The following is a 16,114-nucleotide window of genomic DNA, read 5'->3' on the forward strand; positions in this document are numbered from 1 at the left end:
AGGACATATTATGAATCTTAAAGGAAGAAATTTCCTGACACTGAAAGACTTTACACCGGAAGAGATCACTTACATGATCGACCTTGCAGCAGATCTGAAGGCAAAGAAAAAAGCAGGAGAGCTTCATGAGTATTACAGAGGTAAGAATATTGCCCTGATCTTTGAAAAAACAAGCACAAGAACACGCTGTTCCTTCGAAGTGGCAGCTCATGATCTGGGAATGGGTTCTACCTATCTGGATCCCACAGGCTCCCAGATCGGAAAGAAGGAGAGCATCGCAGATACTGCAAGAGTTCTCGGAAGAATGTATGAGGGAATCGAGTACCGTGGCTTCGGTCAGGATATTGTTGAGGAGCTTGCGAAGCATGCAGGTGTACCGGTATGGAATGGTCTGACAAACGAGTATCATCCGACACAGATGCTTGCAGATATGCTGACAGTACGTGAGCATTTCGGCAAACTGAAAGGCCTGAAGCTTGTATACATGGGCGATGCCCGTTACAACATGGGTAACTCCCTGATGGTTGTATGCTCCAAGCTTGGTCTTGATTTCGTAGCCTGCACCAACAAGAAATATTTCCCGAATGATGAGCTTGTAGCACAGTGTCAGCAGTGGGCAGAAGAGGCAGGTTCCACCATCACTCTCACAGAGGATGTGGAGGCAGGAACAAAAGATGCGGACATCATCTACACAGATGTATGGGTATCCATGGGCGAGCCTGACGAAGTATGGACAGAGCGTATCCACGACCTGACACCATACAAGGTTACCAGACATGTAATGGAGAACGCCGGTGAAAAGGCGATCTTCCTTCACTGTCTGCCGGCATTCCATGATCTTAAGACAAAGATTGGAAAAGAGATGGGCGAGCGTTTCAACCTTACAGATATGGAGGTTACAGACGAAGTATTCGAGTCTCCGCAGTCCAAGGTATTCGACGAAGCTGAGAACCGTATGCACACCATTAAGGCTGTGATCGTTGCAACATTAGGAGAGCCGGAGAAATAATGTCAGATTTATTTAATGAAGAAATAATTTCACAGGCAACACATACAAAATGGGCGGGCAAAACCGTCCATTTTGCAAGAGAAACAGATTCCACAAATCTCTGGGGAAAACGTGCCTGGAGGGAAGAAGGCGCAGGACACGGAGAGCTGTTTGTGGCAGAATATCAGTCCGCAGGACGCGGACGTTTTACAAGACGATGGAGTGCGCCGCCGGACAGTGCCATTACTATGAGTATCCTTATCTGCCCGGAATTTTCTCCACAGAAGGCGCCGATGCTGACACTTGTTATGGGACTTTCAGTTGCACAGGCAGTAGCAGAGCTCGGTCTTGAGGTAGGGATCAAATGGCCTAACGATGTAGTTGTTTCCCGCAAAAAGATCTGCGGTATCTTAACCGAAATGACCATGAAGCAGGATAAGATCGGCTGTGCAGTTATCGGAGTCGGGATTAACGTAAATATGGAAAGCTTCCCGGAAGAAATGGCAGATAAGGCTACCTCTCTGTATCTGGAAAGCGGACATCCCTTTGACCGGGCACAGGTAGTCGGACTTGTGATGAAGCATTTTGAGGAAAATTATGAGAGATTTGTACAGACAGAGGATCTCAGCGGCCTGAAACCGGATTATGAGAAAATGCTGGCCAATCTGAACCAGCCGGTACGTGTACTGGATCAGAATGATCCATATGAGGGGATCGCAAGAGGGATCAATGCCGGCGGAGAGCTTCTGGTAGAGCGTGCAGACGGTACAGTCGAGGAAGTAAATTCCGGAGAGGTTTCTGTACGTGGTTTATACAGCTATGTGTAAAACATGCAGCACAGATCGGATAAAATTTCCGGCAGCGATTTTCCGTTGATGTTTTATTGCAGTAGTGGAAAAAACAAGAATCTCCCTGCTTTAGCTGCGGGGAGTGTCAAGTTATAAATAAAGGAGATTTTATGTATCAGGATAACATTGTGCTCTGCGGAGCAAGCTCTTATGAGCAGAAATATTATTTTAACCAGGATTTTGCGTCTCTTCCTGAGACGGTAAAGCAGGAGCTGCAGATCATGTGTGTGCTTTTCACAGAGGATGTAGGCGGGATCCTGACACTGGAATTTGATGAGGACGGCAGTCTGCAGTTTAAGACAGAAGCCCTGGAGGCAGATGCCCGTTTTGACGAGATCGGAAGTGCACTGAAGATCAAGGAACTCCAGCGGGACAAAAGAGAGCTTCTGGAATCTCTGGAAATGTATTACAAGGTATTTTTCCTGGGAGATATCCCGGATGAGGAACTGCAGAAAAAAGCAGATGCCGTTGAGGAATGATCCATGAAGATGCAGTGGAAGATCGGAAATGTGGAGATACCGAATCCCTTTGTGCTTGCACCGATGGCAGGGGTTACGGATCTGGCATTTCGAAGACTTTGCAAGGAGCAGGGGGCTGGCCTGATCTGTATGGAGATGGTCAGTGCCAAGGCGATCTCTTTTCATAATAAGAATACAGAGGCGCTGATGGAGATCGATCCCGGGGAGCATCCGGTATCCATGCAGCTTTTCGGCAGCGAGCCGGACCTTATGGCAGAGGTGGCAAAAAGCATTGAGGAGCGTCCCTTTGACATTCTCGATATCAATATGGGATGTCCGGTTCCCAAGGTGGTAAATAATGGCGAGGGCTCAGCTCTTCTGAAGGATCCTCAGCTGATCGAAGAGATCGTCCGCAGTGTTTCCGGAGCAGTTTCCAAGCCGGTAACGGTGAAGGTCCGCATTGGCTTTGATGAAAATACGCCGGTGGATGTGGTGGAGATCGCAAAACGGGTGGAGGATGCCGGTGCAGCAGCCATCGCAGTTCATGGAAGGACCAGACAGCAGTATTATTCCGGTCAGGCGGACTGGGATGCTATCCGCAGGGTGAAGGAAGCGGTGACTATTCCGGTGATAGGAAACGGAGATATCGTTTCACCGGAAACTGCAGAAGCCATGTTTAAAGAGACTGGCTGCGATGCGGTGATGATCGGCCGTGCAGTACGTGGGAACCCGTGGATCTTCCGGGAACTGAACCACTATTTCCGCACCGGGGAAAAGCTTTCCAGGCCAACCGCAGAGGAAGTATGTGAGATGATCCTGCGCCATGCCGAAGATCAGATCGCGATAAAGGGTGAGTATATCGGGATCCGTGAAATGCGGAAGCATGTAGCCTGGTATACAGCCGGTATGCGGCACAGTGCGGGAATCCGGAGAGAATCTAATAATATTTCAAGCTATGAAGAACTGAAAAAGCTTACAAACATGGTACTGGAGCGATAAAAGAGAAAAGTATGTCGGAGAAAACGAAACGTTCTATTGACAAGGAGCGGGGCGCGTGCTACAGTCAGTTAGCGGGAATCCGCAGAAAGTTTTTTTGTTTTACAGGAGAAAAATAATGGCAGATAAAATAGCAGTTTTAATTCCTTGCTACAACGAAAGCAAGACGGTAGCAAAGGTTATCCGCGATATGAAAAAAGCACTTCCGGAAGCTGTGATCTACGTATATGATAATAACTCTACAGATGGAACAGACGAGATTGCCAGAAAAGAAGGGGCAGTTGTCCGTTATGAGTATCAGCAGGGAAAAGGAAACGTGATCCGCAGTATGTTTCGGGATATCGATGCGCAGTGTTATCTTATGGTAGATGGCGACGATACTTATCCGGCAGAGTTTGCAGCTGAAATGTGCAGCAAGGTTCTGGAGAAAGGTACAGACATGGTAGTTGGTGACCGCCTTTCTTCTACATATTTTACAGAGAACAAGAGACCTTTTCACAACTTTGGAAACAGCATCGTAAGAGGTTCCATTAACCGTCTTTTCAAAAGCAACATCAAGGATATCATGACAGGTTACCGTGCCATGAGTTACCGCTTTGTAAAAACATTCCCGGTACTTTCCAGGAATTTTGAGATCGAGACAGAGATGACGATCCACGCCATCGATAAGAACATGCAGGTTGAGAATGTAGTCATTGAATATCGTGACAGGCCGGAGGGAAGTGAGTCCAAGCTGAATACTTATGCAGATGGATTTAAGGTCCTGAAGACTATTGTGAAAATGTTCAAGAATTACAAGCCGCTGGAGTTCTTCTCCCTTATCGCAGCAGTGCTGTTTGTGGTGGGAATGGTATTCTTTATTCCGGTGCTGGTACATTTTCTGGAGGTTGGGACAGTGGAAAAGATCCCGACACTGATCGTCAGCGGGTTTGTGATCCTGACAGCTATCATCTGCTGGTTTTCCGGGATCATCCTTTCTACACTGGTCAATCAGCATAAACAGGATTTTGAGTATCAGACACAGATGGTGACTAATCGTTATAAAGATCTTTTTCCGGAGAAGAGATAAGGAATCAGACCGGGCAGGATAATACAGAAAAGCCGTGTTGAAATCTGAGATTTCGCGCGGCTTTTTTTGCATATTTCAGGGACCCTTTTTCGACGTGGAATGCTTGACAATACTGGGGCTTTTCGGTATAATACAGGAATTGTGAATATCCTGAGATTTTTACGCCCTTTTTTAGAAAAAAGAGCTCTTGGGAATGGTAGCAACAGAAATATCCGAAGCTGTATTTTTTTCAGAAAAAACAGCACGGTTTTGAAAGGAAGTAAGGCAAAATGGAAGAAGCAAAGAAGAACTTACTCACATACGCAGGACTTAGAAAACTGGAAGACGAGCTGCACGATCTGAAAGTTGTTAAGAGAAAAGAAGTAGCAGGAAAGATCAAAGAGGCCAGAGAGCAGGGAGACCTTTCTGAGAACGCAGAGTACGATGCAGCAAAGGATGAGCAGAGAGATATCGAGGCACGTATCGAGGAGATCGAGAAGATCCTCAAGAACGCTGAGGTTGTAGTAGAGGACGAAGTCGATCTTGACAGAATCAGCGTAGGCTGCAAGGTTAAGGTTCATGATTATGAATTTGAGGAAGATATGGAGCTGAAGATCGTAGGTTCCACAGAGGCTAACAGCCTTGAGGGAAAGATCTCCAATGAGTCTCCGGTAGGTAAAGCACTGATCGGTGCACACACCAACGATATCGTTGAGGTTGAGATGCCGTCCGGAATCATGAAATACAAGGTTCTTGAGATCCAGAGAAACGTATAAAGCAGACAACGGAGCGGATCGCACAGATCCGCTTGAACGACAGATAGATTAAGGAGGCCAACAAGTGGCAGAGCAGAAGAAGCAGGATGTAAACCAGCTGCTTAAGGTACGTCGTGACAAACTGGCAGACCTTCAGGCAAATGGCAGGGACCCGTTTCAGATCACAAAATTTGATCAGACACATCATTCCCTTGAGGTAAAGAATCTCTATGAAGCACATGAGGCAGAGCTTCTCAAAGATCGCAAGGAACTTGATGTAACAGGTCTTGATGAAGAGCAGGCAAAAGAGGCTCAGAAGAAGGATTATGAAGAAAGAAGAAGCATCATGGACGCAAGCCCGATCCATGTATCAATCGCAGGACGTATGATGTTCAAGCGTGTAATGGGAAAAGCTTCTTTCTGCAATATCCAGGATTTACAGGGTAACATTCAGGTTTATGTGGCAAGAGATGCCATTGGAACCGATTCCTATGCAGATTTCAAGAAATCTGATATCGGCGATATTTTTGGTCTGGAGGGATTTGCTTTCAGAACAAGAACAGGTGAGATCTCCATTCATGCAGAGAAGATGACTCTTCTTTCCAAGAGCTTACAGATCCTTCCTGAGAAATTCCACGGACTGACAGATACAGATACCCGTTATCGTCAGAGATATGTGGATCTTATCATGAACCAGGACAGCAAGAATGTATTCATCAAACGTTCCCAGATCCTTAAGGAGATCCGTAACTTCCTTGCAGGACGTGACTTCATGGAAGTTGAGACACCAATGCTGGTTTCCAACGCAGGCGGTGCAGCTGCAAGACCATTCGAGACACATTATAACGCACTGAACGAAGACGTTAAGCTTCGTATTTCCCTGGAGCTTTATCTTAAGAGACTGATCGTAGGCGGACTTGAGAGAGTTTACGAGATCGGCCGTGTATTCCGTAACGAGGGTGTTGATACCCGTCACAATCCGGAGTTCACTCTGATGGAGCTTTATCAGGCATATACTGATTATGAGGGAATGATGGAGCTGACAGAGTCCATGTTCCGTTACCTTGCAGAGAAGGTCTGCGGTTCCACAAAGATTTCCTACAATGGTATCGAGATCGATCTTGGAAAGCCTTTCGCACGTCTGACCATGAACGATGCCATCAAGAAATATGCAGGAATCGACTTTGACGAAGTAGCAGATGATGAGGCAGCCAAGAAGCTTGCTGACGAGCATCATATCGAGTATGAGGATCGCCATAAGAAGGGTGATATCATCAACCTCTTCTTCGAGGAGTACTGTGAGAAAGAGCTGATCCAGCCGACATTTATCATGGATCATCCGATCGAGATCTCTCCGCTGACCAAGAAGAAACCTTCCGATCCGAACAAGGTAGAGCGTTTCGAGCTCTTTATCAATACATGGGAAATGTGTAACGCATATTCCGAGCTCAACGACCCGATCGATCAGAGAGAGCGTTTCAAAGCACAGGATGCTCTTGCAGACGCAGGTGATGAGGAAGCCAACCACACAGATGAAGACTTCCTGAATGCACTGGAGATCGGTATGCCGCCAACAGGTGGTATCGGATACGGAATCGACCGTCTCGTTATGCTCCTGACAGACAGCCAGGCTATTCGTGACGTACTTCTGTTCCCGACAATGAAGTCACTGGACGCTGATAAGAAAGCATCCAAGACTTCCGAAGCAGCTCCGGCAGCTGCAGAAGTGAAAGCTGAGCCTGAAAAGATTGATTTTTCTAAGGTAAAGATTGAGCCTTTGTTTGAGGAAGCAGTTGATTTTGACACATTCAGCAAGTCAGATTTCCGTGCAGTAAAGGTTAAAGAGTGTGTTGCAGTACCGAAGTCAAAGAAACTGTTACAGTTTACGCTTGATGACGGAACAGGCACAGACAGAACCATTTTAAGCGGTATTCATAGCTTTTATGAGCCTGAAGAACTGGTTGGAAAGACGCTTATCGCTATCACAAATCTTCCACCGAGAGCTATGATGGGCATTGACTCTTGCGGTATGCTCCTCAGTGCTATCCACGAAGAAGAAGGCGAAGAAAAGCTCCATCTTCTGATGGTTGATGACCATATTCCAGCAGGTGCAAAGCTCTATTAAGATGATGTAAAGATGTACCGTTTTACCGAATAGACGGGACGTACTTCATTTGATAAAAAACTAAAAAAACAGCGATTTACATCAAACGTACATCATTTGATGCAGAAATCGGTGCAAGCAAGAAAAAATCGCATAATTAGTACAATGAGTGGGCAATTCCAATCGGAGTTGCCCATTTTTTGAACAAACAAAAATACATATCGAAATTTACAGGAGAAATATATATGTTTGGAAGAATTTATCATGTAGGACTAACGGTTTCTGATTTGGAACGCTCAATTGCATTCTACAGAGATGTCCTTGGGCTTGAGTTTCAAGGAGAGATTTTTATGGAAGGCGAAGAAACAGATAAAATGTTTCGTAGAGTAAATTGCAAAGCAAGGGTCGCTTATTTGAATGGCTCCAAGGCTGTTGAAGCACCGCCAGTTGAGCTGATTCAGTTTGTAAACAACGAAGTAAAGAAAGTTCCCTCTGATTTGTTTACAACATCTATCTCGGAAGTATGTTTCTACACAGATGATATTGATTCTGCTTACAAACATCTCGTAGATAATAATGTGGAGTGCTTGTCTGAACCGCAGTATTTCGATTTTAGAGCAGATGGATTTGGGGAAAGTAGAGCTTTTTATTTTAGAGACCCGGATGGAATCATTCTTGAGATGATGCAGCCGCTTTAATGAAAAATGGTAAGTACAGGAAAGTGGCAACTTTCAGTTTGTCTGGTTGTCCTTTGAGAGGGGAGAAATCCTTTTCTCAAAGGGCTTTTTCTATTTATACGGATATTCGCAAACTACAAGACAAAGCTAAAACTTCATATACTCTAAGCACAAGGAGGCCCCGGTTTGGCTATGAATAACAGTTTAGCAGAAGTACATCCGGAACTTGTTTCGGAGTGGTCGGAGAAAAACTTACCGCTTGGGCAAATATGAAAAGAGGGCTGAAGAATAATACCTTTGAAAATTACAAATATATGTACAATACTTTTGTGCGACCAGTGATTGGAAGTAAAAGAATATCAACGCTGAAGAAATCGGATATTAAGAAATACTACAATTATCTTGTTGATGAAAGAAATTTGAAGCCTTCAACGATTGATAATATACATACGGTTCTTCATCAGGTTTTACAGATTGCTGTCGATGATGACTTTATCAGAAATAACCCGTCAGATAATGTGTTGAGAGAATTGAAAAAAGCACATTGTTTTCAGTCGGAAAAGCGTAGAGCGTTGACGAAACCGGAGCAGGAGCTATTTCTGAATTTCCTGAAAACCCACCCTGTATATGAACACTGGTATCCGGTCTTTGCAGTAATGATAGGAACTGGACTTCGTGTGGGGGAAGTAACTGGATTGAGATGGTGTGATATTGATATGGAAAGTGGAATGATTGATGTTAATCATACTCTTGTATATTATGACCACAGAACCGAGGGAAGTAAAAGTGGCTGTTATTTCAATGTAAATACAACGAAGACTCCGGCGAGTATGAGGTAGGTTCCAATGCTCGGTTTTGTGAAAGAAGCATTGGAACATGAGAAACAGAAGCAGGAAGATTTAGGACTTCATTGCGAGGTCACGATTGACGGATATACAGATTTTATTTTCATCAATCGTTTTGGTCAGGCACAGCACCAAGCCACACTCAACAAAGCAATCCGAAGAATTATCCGTGATTGCAATGATGAGCAGTTTTTGTACAGTGATGAACCTGATGTGTTACTTCCTCATTTTAGCTGCCACTCGCTTAGACATACATTTACAACAAGAATGTGTGAAGCTGGAGTAAATATAAAGGTCATTCAAGACGCACTCGGACATTCAGATATTTCAACTACACTGAACATCTATGCTGATGTTACAAAAGAAATGAAAGCGGAAGAGTTCAAAGGATTGGATAGCTACTTCAAAGTATAATATTGGACTTCACATACAGAAAGAGAACATACAGAGTGTTGTGTGTTCTTTTTTTCGTTGGATAAAAAGAGAAATGCTTGAATGGGATATCTTTATGTATCTTTAAACGCCCAAATTAGAAATATTACTCTTCTTCACTCTTCTTCAACTTCGAATAATAACTATCCGCAGTATAAAGCGCCGCCACCGGATTATGCCCCAATACACGGTCTTTCGTCACTGCTGTCGTAGTCAGTGCCTCGGAATATTTGTAAAACAGACTGTCATGCCCCACACAAAGTCCGACCACAACATTCAGGTCCGTCTTCGCCTTGTTCAGAAGCTTTGCCTGCAGGATCGGATTACACATATTCACACCGACACCTTCGCAGCATTCCGGGATGCCGACCGATGTCTTCTTCTGTGTTCCGGCTTTACAGCCGACACCATACACCTCAAAGCCATGTCTGCGCAGGATATCTGCCAGGATACGGCTTTCTTTCAACAATCCGACACAGGTTGCGATCCCGATCTTTTTCGCATTAATCTTCTTTGCAAAATCCATGATTTCTTCGACACGGGTATGTTTGCAGTAATTCTCATACTCTACTTCAGCTGCAGCGATTGTTACTTTGCGGTTCTCGTCTTCATTGTAGCATTCCATAGCTTCATTTAGAACTTCTTCATCCATGTGTGTTGTCAGACAGAAATCTGGATAGGTTTTGTCCATTTTGCTGCAGTTTTTTACTGCGCAGTCGATACAGGACATGGCTTCTTTTTTCATTTTTTCACTCTCCTTTTGTATACCTTGGTATCTACAGAGGCCTGCCACTGGCAGATTCTCTAGATTAAGCTTTACTTTGTAAAATATCCTCTATTTACTTCATAATAACAAATACTTATACTACAGACAATGGTTTTCCGTTTTTATTTTCTTATTTTTTGTAGTTCTTTTCTATGAGAAACGTTCCCCGATTCAGGGTTGATTTGTCATGAATTGTCGATTCTGATTTTTGAAAAATTATTGAAAATTATCTTTTTAAACTTGAAGATATATAACAGTCTCTCTGATAGACCATCATCTTTGGATTTATACTATCATGTATAGGTTATTTCGTCAATCAAAACATTTATCCACTTCCCTCATTTTAATCCTAGCTCTTTCAATACCTCAGCCGAATACTAGCTACATGGAAGCCAATAAACCATGCAACAGCGGTTCTTTTATTCGCCAGTATATGCAATTTCTATCTCATAGCCGCCGTTCTCATAGTAGGCGTGGGAAAAATAGTATCTTATTGTTATTTCTGAAATATAAAATTTGAATCATAAAACTTCTTTCCCTCTCAAATCCATTTTTACCAAACCAACTACTAACAATCCAATAAAAATTGCCGTGTCCACAAATAACAGTACAACAACACTTTTTACCACTCCGAAAGTAAAAAGTATGGAGAAGATTTCCACTGACAACACAATAAAACACATATAATTTGTCAAATACTCTGTTATAATTTCTCCATAATAATTGTTCATCTGTAATTTCGCATAGATAAAAGGTTTTAATAAATAACGGATTATGATACATATAACAGGACAAATAAAAATCCAGTTTTTATTAACTAGGGATGTTGCCGCTCCTTTACTCCATTGTACTGGAATTTCTGTCGGCAACTTAGAATAAGACAAAGCCCCAATAATCAAGCATAGTGCGGTAATCATAGTCCAGGTAAGCATACTTCCCCATATATACAAAAAGCTGACGGAATCCAGTTTGAAAACAGTTCGATTATCTTTCCAATAGTCATGCAAATCTGTTACATATTGTTCTACCTGTAATTTTTCATAACTAATACTTTCTTCATCCAGCATTTTTTCGCACATGAGTTTCGCCTTATTCAAATCAGTAATCTGATTTTTTAATACTTCCTTTTGCTTCTCAAGCATTTCCTGCAATGTTACTTTTTCGGATATAATACTTCGTATATCTTCAATAGAAATTCCCAATGTACGTAGATATGCAATCTTCTTTATATTTTCCACATCATTTTCAGAATAATCTCTATAACCATTACTTTCATTTCTCGAAGGCTCAATAAGTTTTTCCTTTTCATAAAAACGGATATTAGAACGGGATAAACCTGTTCGCTCTTCTACGTCTTTTATAGTCATATTATGCCCTCCTTTCGAGCAACTCTATTTTACTTAATAATAAACTATAAACAAGGTTTACAGTCAAGCATTTATCAAAAAACTATAGTTGTTGATAAGGACATGAAAAGCTGTCCAAAATAGAAGGGGAACCGGATTGCTGCTCCGACTCAATCTTCCACGTGGAATACATCTTCCACCAGCATATTAAAGTATTTTGATATCCGCAGCATAAATTCGGCAGATAGGGTACTGTCCCCACGTTCTATCCTGCCAACAGTTTTGGTGCTGTATCCGATAGCAGCGGCAAGGTCATCCTGGTAAATGCCACGCTGTTCCCGGATTTCTCTGATATTATTGGTAACCGCCATAAAAATCCCTTCTTTCAGTTCTATAGATATTTTCTTATTGTCAATTATGCAAAATAATGTGTCCAATAAAAAGGACTTGCAATTTTATCGGCAATGCTTTATCGGCAATGTCCTGTAATAGCAGAAGCATCAGATTTTCCAAGAACTTTTCCAAATATGTCTAAGCGGTCATTTTCACTAACCTTGATAGGTGCATACTTTTCATTAAGAGAGATAAGGAAAATTCCGTCTTTATCGTTTTGTAATTTCTTAATATAGGCTTCTCCGTTAAGAGCGAAGATGCCGATTTCTCCATTAGCAACAGATTCCTGTTGTAATACCCATGCAATCTGACCATCATGGAATTCAGGTTCCATACTGTCACCACTAATACGGACACCGAAAGTAGTATCTTCCGGCAGGATAGATTCATCTATGCGTACAGTCTCTTTCGGTCCGTCTACAAGGAAGTTACCGGTTCCGGCTGATACGGCATTTTCAAAAATATCAATGCTACGGAATGGAATTATCTTAGCAGTCTGCTTTTCATACATTCCGGATGCGTGGAGCAGATTGATATAATCCATAGCTTTTGCGGTATGCTCCTCAGTGCTATTCATGAAGAAGAAGGCGAAGAAAAGCTTCATCTTCTGATGGTTGATAACCATATTCCGGCAGGTGCTAAGCTGTACTAAAATTAAATATAAAATCTCTAAAACCATGATGTCAGACCACAGTTGACAACAATTTGACAACAAAATTTGGGAGAATGATGAATCGTTATGAAGCATGACGAATTTCAGGTGAAAGGACACAGGTTTGAGAATGAAATCAAAATTGATTCACTGGATCAATGATTGATATGCATGACAACAAGAGCACTTCTTAGAGTTAATCTGAGAGGTGCTTTTTTTTCGCACTAAAAAATATATCCCGGCAGTCAACTTCTGTAAAACAGTGAATTATGCGAAAATATCATGGATAAAAATTATAAACCAATCACAAGTATGAAGGAAGTATCGGAGCAGTTTAGAAAATTGCGCCGACAGTATCTGCGTTATCAACAGGCAGAGATTATTTACAGTATTTCTCATAAGAAATTATTTGAACTTGCCAGTGATGCAGGTGCGATTTACAGAATAGATGGAACCGTATTGATCAACCGGGATATTTTTGATGCCTATCTGGAATAATTCCATGAACCAGCGACAGGAAAGGATAAGGTGGTGTATGGGATATGCACGTAAAGATGTAGAGAAAACAAAGAAAATGGCAAAGAAATTTGTACGCTATCAGGAAGGGGCAGAGCTTTACAGCATTGGACTGAAGTTCCTCTCAGATTCCATGAAATGCCCGGTATTCCCGGTACATTTCAATCATATTTTTTTTTGCATTTTTCAAATAAGAAGTATCGGCGCTGATTCGTCCAAGAAGAAAATATCCCTGATAGATAGAAAGCATGCGCTGAGAAAGAATTTTTGCATGATCTGGAGACAATCCGGAGCATAACAATACTTCCTGAAAAATCTGCTCAAATTTTTTCAGTCCTTCCATAAATACAGATGCAACTGCAGGCTTGCTAAGTGCTGTTTCCATGCCCATCACCGCATACGGGCAGCCTGCAAATGTTTGTCCATTTGTCCTTTCAGATAAAAAATCAAAGATTTCTTCAATAAAACTTTCCCAGTCATTTCCCTGAGAACTATTTTGAAATTGTTCCAGTAAGATTTTTTGATAGTATTCCGTTACCGCTGTTGCCAGGTCATCCTTGCTTTTGAAATAAAAATAAAAAGATCCTTTTGGAAGCTCTGTTTGTTTGAGAATTTCGCTGATTCCAGTAGCAGAATACCCATTTTTCCAAAATAATTCAGCAGCACACTCGATCAGGCGTTGTCTGGATTCTTCACCCTTTTTCAATTCGCATTTCCTCCTTCAGTCTGGAAAACAGATGTGTAAGTGCAAACATAAGCGTTTCATAATGCATGTAATCTAAAGTATTCCTATCTGCAAGAATTTGAAGACTTGCCGGGAACTCGTCATCAGCTTCCCAGAAACGAATGATAATCGGCAAAAAAGGAAAAAGATTTAATTTAAAAGCAACATCTCCTTTTTCCAGTTCCTTTCCGGAAAGTGATATACAGGCATTACGCAATTCAACGGTTTTTCCGTTAAAAAAGTCAGCGGTATTCTGAAAAAATCCTCTGTTCGGTGAGAGATTTCCTGTTCGGACAGAGGAAAGGCTGTTTATATTTACAAATTCATGTGACAGATGGCATCTATCCTTTGAATAACATAAAACATCATAAATAGTCATTGCTTCATTATGATTGGCTTCATGAACTGTTTCAAAATCATTATCTGACCACTGAACACTTCCCGTTTTTCGGTTAATACGATAGGTACGGTTAATAAAAGTAATATATAACCAGTCAGAATTGTAATCTAATGAATATTTATGTATCATTGTAGCCTGATCATATTGCAGGAAAACATGTGCCATTGAAATTTTTGTTTTATCATAATTATTGATAGCTTTCGTCATATATTTCTCCAAGAATATTTTTGTTGTAGTTATTTACAAAATAGACTAATCGGTCTATAAAGTCAATACATTTTGCGTAACAAATAAAAATTAATGATCATGAAAAGTAAATGACTAAGACTTCCCATACCTTCTGATGGCAGATGACAGAATCCCGGCAGTCAACTACTGCAAAACAGTATATAACAGTTGACAACAGTGTTATACTGTTATATACTGTTTGCAACAGGAGGGAACATATGAAGATTATAATCAATAATACATCGATGGTACCAATTTATGAACAGATCATGGAGCAGATCAAGGCGCAGATCATCTCCGGAGAGTTAAAAGAAAATGATATATTGCCGTCCGTGAGAACAATGGCAAAGGAACTGAAGATCAGTGCACTTACTGTGAAGAAAGCATATGACAATCTGGAAGCAGAGGGCATGACAGTCACAGTTCATGGGAAAGGAACGTATGTAGCGGCTTCGAATACACAGCTGATGGAAGAAGAGCGCAGGAAAGAGGTTGAGGCGGATCTGGAAGCAGCAATTCAGAAGGGAAGGCGCTGCGGAATGAAGGAGGAAGAGATCCGTTCGTTGTTTGAACTCATCATGGAGGATGAATGATTATGTTGGAGATTAAAGGAGTAAAGAAAAGCTACGGTGAATTTCAGTTAGACTGTTCGTTAAATGTAGAAAAAGGAAGAATCACCGGTCTGGTTGGAGAGAACGGAGCCGGTAAGAGTACTTTGTTCAAGGCAGTGCTCGGACTCATTTCTTATGATGCCGGTGAGATAAAGATCCTGGGAAAAATACCGGAAGAGTTAAGTGAAAAAGAGAAAGAAGAGCTGGGAGTTGTCCTGGCAGAAGCCGGATTCAGTGGATACTTGAAAGGGAAAGATGTTGAGGCAGTCCTTGCCAAATTGTATCCAAAGTTTGAAACAGAAAAATTTCATCAGATGTGTGAAGAATATCAGATTCCGTTGGATAAATTTATAAAAGAGTACTCAACAGGAATGAAAGCAAAGCTGAATCTGATCATTGCATTGACACATCAGGCAGAATTCCTGATGCTGGATGAGCCGACAGCAGGGCTTGATGTCGGAGCGAGAGAAAGGATGCTGGATATTTTAAGAGAGTATATGGAAGAAGAACCGGAGAGAAGTATCCTGATTAGTTCACATATTTCTTCGGACTTAGAACATCTGTGTGATGACATTTATGTGATACATAAAGGAAAGATTGTACTTCATGAAGCGATGGATACGATTCTTGAAAAATATGCAGTGTTGAAGGTCAGTGAGGAACAATATCAGGCAGTGGATAAAAGGTATCTTTTGAAAGAGAAAAAAGAGTTTTTTGGAGTTGCCTGTCTGACGAACGAGAAGCAGTATTATATAGAAAATTATCCGGAAATCGTAGTAGAGAGCGGATCACTCGATCAGGTGATCCTGATGTTGACAGGGGGCGAAAGATGATGAAAGGAATCAGAGGGCTTTTGGAAAAGGATTTTCGATTGTTTTTTCGACAGGGTGGTAATCTTTTTTTGGTGTTAGTGTTTGTAGCATTGTTTTTTATACTTACAGGAAAAAAGGCAGCTGCTTTCATTGCAATGTATATCCCATCTGTTCTGGCGATATATTCAGGTAATACGATCAGTTATGATGAAAATGGCCATGGTTACACATATTTATTTTCTTTACCCGTAAATAAAAAAATATATGTCAGAGAAAAATATATTTTTTCCTTTATCATGACAGCATGTGGATGGTGCATTGGAATGATTTGTGCAGGAATTATGGTACTCATAAATCCTGAAGAGGTGTTTGATCTGGAAATGCTGGCAATGGAGTTGATCACATTTTTTGTATTTCAGGCAATTGCGGGAATTATGATCGCGATCAGGATAAGGTTCGAAGGAGAGAAAGGGCGAATTGTGCTGCCAATCGCAATTTTAATTATTTTTGCGATT

The 16,114-nt window shown here is 41.6% G+C and carries 18 protein-coding genes and 2 pseudogenes; 14 read left to right on the forward strand and 6 right to left on the reverse strand.

Annotation, left to right across the window (positions count from 1 at the left end):
• The first annotated feature begins 10 nt into the window (after nt 1-10).
• The 9 genes and pseudogenes from argF to GPK58_RS09855 all read left to right on the forward strand — a co-directional run bounded on the left by argF (nt 11) and on the right by GPK58_RS09855 (nt 9,133).
• Nucleotides 11-1,009, forward strand: coding sequence for an ornithine carbamoyltransferase (gene argF / locus GPK58_RS09815; RefSeq protein WP_015526726.1), 999 nt, complete (start codon nt 11-13; stop codon nt 1,007-1,009).
• Nucleotides 1,009-1,815: a biotin--[acetyl-CoA-carboxylase] ligase gene (locus GPK58_RS09820; RefSeq protein ID WP_059086451.1), complete on the forward strand. Its 807-nt coding sequence runs from the start codon at nt 1,009-1,011 to the stop codon at nt 1,813-1,815. Before argF ends, GPK58_RS09820 begins: the two co-directional genes overlap by 1 nt.
• A 131-nt stretch (nt 1,816-1,946) precedes the next feature.
• Nucleotides 1,947-2,315: a DUF6145 family protein gene (locus GPK58_RS09825; protein WP_015526724.1), complete on the forward strand. Its 369-nt coding sequence runs from the start codon at nt 1,947-1,949 to the stop codon at nt 2,313-2,315.
• A 9-nt stretch (nt 2,316-2,324) separates the two neighbouring features.
• Nucleotides 2,325-3,293 carry a tRNA dihydrouridine synthase DusB gene (dusB, locus tag GPK58_RS09830; protein WP_118753305.1) on the forward strand — a complete coding sequence of 323 codons (969 nt, stop codon included), beginning with the start codon at nt 2,325-2,327 and terminating at the stop codon, nt 3,291-3,293.
• 115 nt (nt 3,294-3,408) lie between these two features.
• A complete protein-coding gene (locus tag GPK58_RS09835) occupies nt 3,409-4,359 on the forward strand; it encodes a glycosyltransferase family 2 protein (protein ID WP_118753300.1) in 951 nt (316 codons plus the stop codon).
• A gap of 269 nt (nt 4,360-4,628) precedes the next feature.
• Entirely contained in the window at nt 4,629-5,114 is a 486-nt protein-coding gene (gene greA, locus GPK58_RS09840; protein WP_015526720.1) for a transcription elongation factor GreA, read from the forward strand.
• Between the two features lie 64 nt (nt 5,115-5,178).
• Nucleotides 5,179-7,218: a lysine--tRNA ligase gene (gene lysS / locus GPK58_RS09845; protein ID WP_118609127.1), complete on the forward strand. Its 2,040-nt coding sequence runs from the start codon at nt 5,179-5,181 to the stop codon at nt 7,216-7,218.
• Nucleotides 7,219-7,442: 224 nt separating this feature from the next.
• Complete coding sequence (locus GPK58_RS09850; protein ID WP_114002692.1) at nt 7,443-7,895, forward strand: VOC family protein; 453 nt, start codon at nt 7,443-7,445, stop codon at nt 7,893-7,895.
• 248 nt (nt 7,896-8,143) lie between these two features.
• Nucleotides 8,144-9,133: pseudogene (locus GPK58_RS09855) on the forward strand (tyrosine-type recombinase/integrase).
• Between the two features lie 124 nt (nt 9,134-9,257).
• Here the strand turns inward: GPK58_RS09855 and GPK58_RS09860 are convergent.
• From GPK58_RS09860 to GPK58_RS09875, 4 genes are all read right to left on the reverse strand, one after another.
• On the reverse strand, nt 9,258-9,896 hold the full coding sequence (locus tag GPK58_RS09860) for a DUF1847 domain-containing protein (protein WP_059086447.1): 639 nt from the start codon (nt 9,894-9,896) through the stop codon (nt 9,258-9,260).
• A gap of 542 nt (nt 9,897-10,438) precedes the next feature.
• Complete coding sequence (locus GPK58_RS09865; RefSeq protein ID WP_161210083.1) at nt 10,439-11,284, reverse strand: MerR family transcriptional regulator; 846 nt, start codon at nt 11,282-11,284, stop codon at nt 10,439-10,441.
• Between the two features lie 149 nt (nt 11,285-11,433).
• Nucleotides 11,434-11,634: a helix-turn-helix transcriptional regulator gene (locus GPK58_RS09870; RefSeq protein WP_215638581.1), complete on the reverse strand. Its 201-nt coding sequence runs from the start codon at nt 11,632-11,634 to the stop codon at nt 11,434-11,436.
• A gap of 98 nt (nt 11,635-11,732) precedes the next feature.
• Nucleotides 11,733-12,233 carry a S24 family peptidase gene (locus GPK58_RS09875; RefSeq protein WP_114002689.1) on the reverse strand — a complete coding sequence of 167 codons (501 nt, stop codon included), beginning with the start codon at nt 12,231-12,233 and terminating at the stop codon, nt 11,733-11,735.
• Between GPK58_RS09875 and GPK58_RS13430 the strand changes: the two are divergent.
• Both GPK58_RS13430 and GPK58_RS09880 read left to right on the forward strand, forming a co-directional pair.
• Nucleotides 12,207-12,308: pseudogene (locus tag GPK58_RS13430) on the forward strand (methionine--tRNA ligase subunit beta); the annotation flags it as partial. The gene GPK58_RS09875 and the pseudogene GPK58_RS13430 overlap by 27 nt on opposite strands.
• Nucleotides 12,309-12,590: 282 nt before the next feature.
• Nucleotides 12,591-12,806, forward strand: a complete 216-nt coding sequence (locus tag GPK58_RS09880) for a DUF6462 family protein (protein ID WP_215638582.1) — start codon at nt 12,591-12,593, stop codon at nt 12,804-12,806.
• 142 nt (nt 12,807-12,948) lie between these two features.
• Here the strand turns inward: GPK58_RS09880 and GPK58_RS09885 are convergent, their stop codons facing one another.
• On the reverse strand, nt 12,949-13,530 hold the full coding sequence (locus GPK58_RS09885; protein WP_114002687.1) for a TetR/AcrR family transcriptional regulator: 582 nt from the start codon (nt 13,528-13,530) through the stop codon (nt 12,949-12,951).
• On the reverse strand, nt 13,517-14,155 hold the full coding sequence (locus GPK58_RS09890) for a DUF3786 domain-containing protein (RefSeq protein WP_119239792.1): 639 nt from the start codon (nt 14,153-14,155) through the stop codon (nt 13,517-13,519). Before GPK58_RS09890 ends, GPK58_RS09885 begins: the two co-directional genes overlap by 14 nt.
• A gap of 239 nt (nt 14,156-14,394) precedes the next feature.
• Between GPK58_RS09890 and GPK58_RS09895 the strand changes: the two genes are divergently transcribed.
• From GPK58_RS09895 to GPK58_RS09905, 3 genes are all read left to right on the forward strand, one after another.
• Nucleotides 14,395-14,769 carry a GntR family transcriptional regulator gene (locus GPK58_RS09895; RefSeq protein ID WP_015526677.1) on the forward strand — a complete coding sequence of 125 codons (375 nt, stop codon included), beginning with the start codon at nt 14,395-14,397 and terminating at the stop codon, nt 14,767-14,769.
• Nucleotides 14,770-14,771: 2 nt separating this feature from the next.
• Nucleotides 14,772-15,620, forward strand: a complete 849-nt coding sequence (locus tag GPK58_RS09900) for an ABC transporter ATP-binding protein (protein WP_215638583.1) — start codon at nt 14,772-14,774, stop codon at nt 15,618-15,620.
• On the forward strand, nt 15,617-16,114 hold a 498-nt coding region (locus GPK58_RS09905), incomplete at its 3' end, for an ABC-2 transporter permease (protein ID WP_215638584.1). The genes GPK58_RS09900 and GPK58_RS09905, both read left to right, overlap by 4 nt.

The sequence above is a fragment of the Blautia sp. MCC270 genome (genome assembly GCF_018785605.1).
Taxonomy (GTDB): Bacteria; Bacillota; Clostridia; order Lachnospirales; family Lachnospiraceae; genus Blautia_A; species Blautia_A fusiformis.

Coding starts and splice junctions, on each gene's coding strand:
- argF (WP_015526726.1), top strand. CDS start 11: ATGAATCTTAAAGGAAGAAATTTCCTGACACTGAAAGACTTTACACCG.
- GPK58_RS09820 (WP_059086451.1), top strand. CDS start 1,009: ATGTCAGATTTATTTAATGAAGAAATAATTTCACAGGCAACACATACA.
- GPK58_RS09825 (WP_015526724.1), top strand. CDS start 1,947: ATGTATCAGGATAACATTGTGCTCTGCGGAGCAAGCTCTTATGAGCAG.
- dusB (WP_118753305.1), top strand. CDS start 2,325: ATGCAGTGGAAGATCGGAAATGTGGAGATACCGAATCCCTTTGTGCTT.
- GPK58_RS09835 (WP_118753300.1), top strand. CDS start 3,409: ATGGCAGATAAAATAGCAGTTTTAATTCCTTGCTACAACGAAAGCAAG.
- greA (WP_015526720.1), top strand. CDS start 4,629: ATGGAAGAAGCAAAGAAGAACTTACTCACATACGCAGGACTTAGAAAA.
- GPK58_RS09850 (WP_114002692.1), top strand. CDS start 7,443: ATGTTTGGAAGAATTTATCATGTAGGACTAACGGTTTCTGATTTGGAA.
- GPK58_RS09860 (WP_059086447.1), bottom strand. CDS start 9,896: ATGAAAAAAGAAGCCATGTCCTGTATCGACTGCGCAGTAAAAAACTGC.
- GPK58_RS09865 (WP_161210083.1), bottom strand. CDS start 11,284: ATGACTATAAAAGACGTAGAAGAGCGAACAGGTTTATCCCGTTCTAAT.
- GPK58_RS09870 (WP_215638581.1), bottom strand. CDS start 11,634: ATGGCGGTTACCAATAATATCAGAGAAATCCGGGAACAGCGTGGCATT.
- GPK58_RS09875 (WP_114002689.1), bottom strand. CDS start 12,233: ATGAATAGCACTGAGGAGCATACCGCAAAAGCTATGGATTATATCAAT.
- GPK58_RS09880 (WP_215638582.1), top strand. CDS start 12,591: ATGGATAAAAATTATAAACCAATCACAAGTATGAAGGAAGTATCGGAG.
- GPK58_RS09890 (WP_119239792.1), bottom strand. CDS start 14,155: ATGACGAAAGCTATCAATAATTATGATAAAACAAAAATTTCAATGGCA.
- GPK58_RS09895 (WP_015526677.1), top strand. CDS start 14,395: ATGAAGATTATAATCAATAATACATCGATGGTACCAATTTATGAACAG.
- GPK58_RS09900 (WP_215638583.1), top strand. CDS start 14,772: ATGTTGGAGATTAAAGGAGTAAAGAAAAGCTACGGTGAATTTCAGTTA.